The organism is Paraburkholderia diazotrophica (assembly GCF_038900755.1).
GTDB classification, from domain to species: Bacteria; Pseudomonadota; Gammaproteobacteria; order Burkholderiales; family Burkholderiaceae; genus Paraburkholderia; species Paraburkholderia diazotrophica_A.
Genome location: NZ_JBBPEN010000045.1, coordinates 1 through 4,146, shown reverse-complemented (window position 1 = coordinate 4,146; position 4,146 = coordinate 1). Strand labels below are relative to the sequence as shown.

Here is a 4,146-nt window from a genome sequence, read left to right as displayed (position 1 = left end):
ACGGGAACCCGAGTCGTTCCGCAACTCGCGAAAGTCGGGCCTGCCGTTACTGGTATTGGCCTGATGGTCGCCTTCGTTGGTCTGCGAGTTTTCCATCGACGGGCTCGCAAGCACCGATAGATGCGCTGCGCCCGTCTTTTGGCGGGCTTTTCTTTGCCCATGTCACCGTCAGGCTAAACCCTGATCGGATTTTTTCCGTTAGCCATAAAATGACGCCCGAATCCCGGCATCAACGCGACAGCCCGACGATAGCGGGAACGCAACCGAGCGGAAACTTGACATCGCACCCCGCTCGATAAACTGGAATCACGGTCGCGCAAGGGGCGCGACTCACAACAACTCCGAGGATGTACAGAATGAAGAAGAACATTTCCGCACTCACCGCCGTTTCGTTCGCAGCCGCACTCGCCCTTTCCGCGTGCGGTGGTGGCGGTGGTGGAAACGGGGGCAACAGCTCGGCCGCAGCTTCGGCACCAGCGAGCGCTCCGTCGCCGACGACTGGAAACCTGACTTCCCCGCAATACGCGGCCACGTCGGCGCAAGCGGCCGTATTTGACACGCTCAATCAGCAGCGCCAGCAGTGCGGCCTGCCCGCACTCACCGAAAACACGATTCTGGATCAAGCTGGCCAGGCGCATGCGGACTATCAAGCCCAGAACGGCGGTCTGATTACCGACACTGAAGACTCCAGCAAGCCTGGCTTCACTGGCGCAACGTACACGGACCGCGCAGTCCATTTTGGCTTTCCGGGCTCGCAGACGACGTATTCCGGTGGTGCAAGCGCTGGATACTATACGAACGCGACTCTGACCGAAACTCAATACGGTCAAGGCATTGCCTATGCGTGGCTTAGCGGCGTTTATCACATTGCAGTCGGTGCATGGCCAGTCACCGAAATCGGTGTCGGTTGGAAAGAGTTGACGTTTAACGGATTCCCGCAGATTGTCTCGTCCGTGTCGATCGCGAACCTGCAACCGCTGTCGGGGAATCTGCCGTTGACATTCCCCTGCCAAGGGTCCACCGGTCTACCCTATACAACCGGTGGGGAGACGCCTACTCCGCCCAATACCTCGGGTAACTTCGGGCAGCCCGTCGCCATCGTCGGCAATTCGACCGATACCATCGTGCTTACGAGCGGCACGATGACCGACACGCACGGGACCGTCATCAACCTCCAACTGCTCGATTCCGCTAACGATCCGAACAAGCTCCTGCCAAAGTTCGAAGCGGTTGCGTATCCGGCTGCCCCGCTTACGGCCAACACGAGTTATGCCGTTTCCGTGTCGGGCACCATCAACGGTACGGCGTTCTCGCGGAACTTTACGTTCACGACGGGCAACGTTGTAGGCTGACCGGGCACGCCGATCCGCACTACATAGTTGTTCACGGATTTTTCGCAGGAAAAAAAGAGCCCCACACTACCTTGTCGTGTGGGGCTCTTTGATTTTCCAATGATCGAAGCGGGCACACACCTGCTCTAGTGATTTCCCCCGCAATTGGTGCCGGTCGGCCAACCAACCCAAAAATCGAACCTCAGGACACTGTTGGAATTTGGATCAATCCAGCAGATCGGGATGTACATGTCACTGGTACCGTGGCAAATGTCGTACGGAGTCCCATGCCAGTCCACACCATTTCCGTTGGCAAACGACGAATACGGCACAGCGTTTGACGGCAGTCCATAGATCGATTGATATAACGACCAATTCGTATTTACGCTGGACGGTTGAGTCCTAGCGTCTTCCCATGAGTATGGACCGTAAGGTGTATAACCGGCCGTTGATTGAGCCGCGCACACGGAAGCGCCCGGGGGCGGAGGCGGCGCATTTGGTATGCAAACTTGTCCCACCCAACTTGTTCCGTTCCACCACGGTGCAGCGTTCTGAGCATAGCCGGGCGGACACGCCGGTGGCGGTGTGTAGCCACATTGCGGGGCTGACCATTTAGCCCCCTGCCACACAGAAGGAACCTGGGTCGTCACGCCGTCCCCCGTACATTGCGGCTGAGGCTGCCATCCACTGACGATCGGCGTCGTACACGTCGAATCCTGGTTGCCGTAGGAGCAACGCGCTGGCCCCGCCCATACACCCTGCGCGGAAAGAAGTATGCAGATCGGCAGCGCAACGCGCACCATCGCTCTTACGAGACTCACTTGGTTTTCTCCTTTTAGTATGCGCAGTAGGTTGATGCGACGGCCTGGCCCCCGATTCCCGAACCGCTTCCGTCTGTGATCCATACCGTCCAAGGTCCCGCTCCGCTCACGCTGTAATTGACTGACGCCGTAGGATCAACATAGAGACTTTGCCCGGTAATGATGATTTCCGGCGTCCCGCTTCCCGGACAGGTCGGAGCAGGCACGCCCCAGCCGTTCTGGACGATGTAGTAGCCGTAGCGCTGCCAGCGACCACCGACCGGCAACCACTGCCCCCACTGGCACGAAAGGATCAGGCCCGAGCCATCGCTCGATGCCGCGATCGCGGAACCGGAACAGGCCGTTCTCGGTACCGCCAGATTTCCCACCTGCAACGTTCCAGTCACCGTCGCATTGCCATTGACATTCGCAGCACCCGTATTGATCGGTGCGGGACCGGTGCCTGCTGCGTTCTGCACGTAGAGTGTCGATGGCGTTCGAACCGCATTGCTCACCGCGACATTCGACGCGGCGAGAGTCGGCGCGGCAATGGTTCCCTCAGCGTCAATGTCGTGGACGTTGTGCATGCTCACGTGATTCACATTCTGGTCGCCCGTCCAGGTGAGTGACCCATCGCGCCGGATATAGACCGAATTGCCGTCAGACGTTGGCCCGTTTGTCGCGAGGATCGCGGCCGCCGGATTGCCCGGCAGCGGATTGGTCGCGGTCCATGCCCCGTTGAGGCCTGTGATCGTTCCCGGGCTCTGCGCTTTCGAGTAGCCGAACGAATTGCCGCCAGCCTGCGCAATCTGGGACGCGCCGACGACATCGGGCTTGCCGCCACGCGTAAGCGGCTTCGACGGATACATGACATAGGACACGTGGCAGTCGCCCGCGCTGACGGTACACGTCGCTGGCCCGACACTCATACTGATCACATACGTCCCGCCCCAGAACGGCCCAGGCGCGTGCGGCTGCTTCAAGTTCCCCTGCGTAAAGAGGTCATCGATGGTCGGCGGATTGGCAACAACCGAGGCGGGCCCGCCCGCAATCAGCGGGCCATAGTTGTTCGTCACCCAGTCAGACAGCGCTGAGTTGATGACCGCCTCGTTCTGCCCTTCCGCCGTCAGGACCTGCGTGCGCCGCTTTGCTGCGTCTTCCTTGATTGCGACCGTGGTCATCAGCGCGGCGGCCACCAGCACGACCACCATCTCAACGATGCTGAACATGGGCAACGATCCTTAGTTGTTGTGCGTCGCGTACATCGCAATGCTCGCCGTCGCACCGGCCGAACTGCACGCCTGCCCTGCAGTTGATCCGTTAAAGGTCGTGTTGGGATCGGAGACGGTTGTCCCGTTCACAGTCACCTTCGTATACGCGCCCGCCACTGCGCCGATCGCGAGCGAGCAGACCGTTGCGGGAACCGGATAGGTCATGGCCATTGCATCGTCCGTCGTTGCGATGGTGGCCGGCGCTGCCGTCACCGAGCCGCCGAAGATGCCCGTCAGCGTGCCCGCCGTCGCGTTCACGCGCGAGCCAGCGGAATCGAATGCGTGGTTTTGCGCGAGCGTTTGAAGCGACTCGCTCGAAAAATCAATGTCGTTCGACGTTGCATCCTGAATGCCGCTGCGAAACAGTTGCGCCTCACTCTTGAACTGGTGCGCGTGGATACGATCCATCACGAAGCTGCGGCCCTGATAAACGATGAGTGCCAGCAGCGCGGCACCCGCCATGACGGCTGCCGCCTCGATCATCGAGAGTTCGCCCGACTGCTTGCGTCGACGCGCCATGCGCAGCAAGGCGATCTTGCGTTGTTCGGGAGTCTGAAGGTGGATCGTTTTCTTGTTCATGGGTTGCCCTCTGTCAATTGATTGCGCCTGATGCGGTTGGAGAAGAATCAAAGCTCACAGCGCCGGTCGCGACGTACGATCCGATGCCGAGCGCGAAGAACATGGAAACGGCGAAGCCGAGGAGCACGTAGTGCGTGATGCGCGCGTTGCGGCGCACGGTCGCGA

General features: G+C 60.1%; 3 protein-coding genes and 1 pseudogene. 1 reads left to right on the top strand and 3 read right to left on the bottom strand.

Annotated elements, in window-relative coordinates:
- The first annotated feature begins 356 nt into the window (after positions 1-356).
- A complete protein-coding gene (locus tag AABE10_RS36000) occupies positions 357-1,352 on the top strand; it encodes a CAP domain-containing protein (RefSeq protein WP_342937808.1) in 996 nt (331 codons plus the stop codon).
- 814 nt (positions 1,353-2,166) lie between these two features.
- Here AABE10_RS36000 and AABE10_RS35995 read toward each other — a convergent pair.
- The 3 genes and pseudogenes from AABE10_RS35995 to AABE10_RS35985 all read right to left on the bottom strand — a co-directional run.
- Positions 2,167-3,342: a hypothetical protein gene (locus AABE10_RS35995; RefSeq protein ID WP_342937807.1), complete on the bottom strand. Its 1,176-nt coding sequence runs from the start codon at positions 3,340-3,342 to the stop codon at positions 2,167-2,169.
- Between the two features lie 30 nt (positions 3,343-3,372).
- The gene (locus tag AABE10_RS35990; protein WP_342937806.1) at positions 3,373-3,981 is read right to left on the bottom strand and encodes a type 4 pilus major pilin; all 609 of its coding nucleotides are present in this window, start codon (positions 3,979-3,981) and stop codon (positions 3,373-3,375) included.
- Between the two features lie 13 nt (positions 3,982-3,994).
- Positions 3,995-4,146 (bottom strand): annotated as a pseudogene (locus AABE10_RS35985) (type II secretion system protein); the annotation flags it as partial.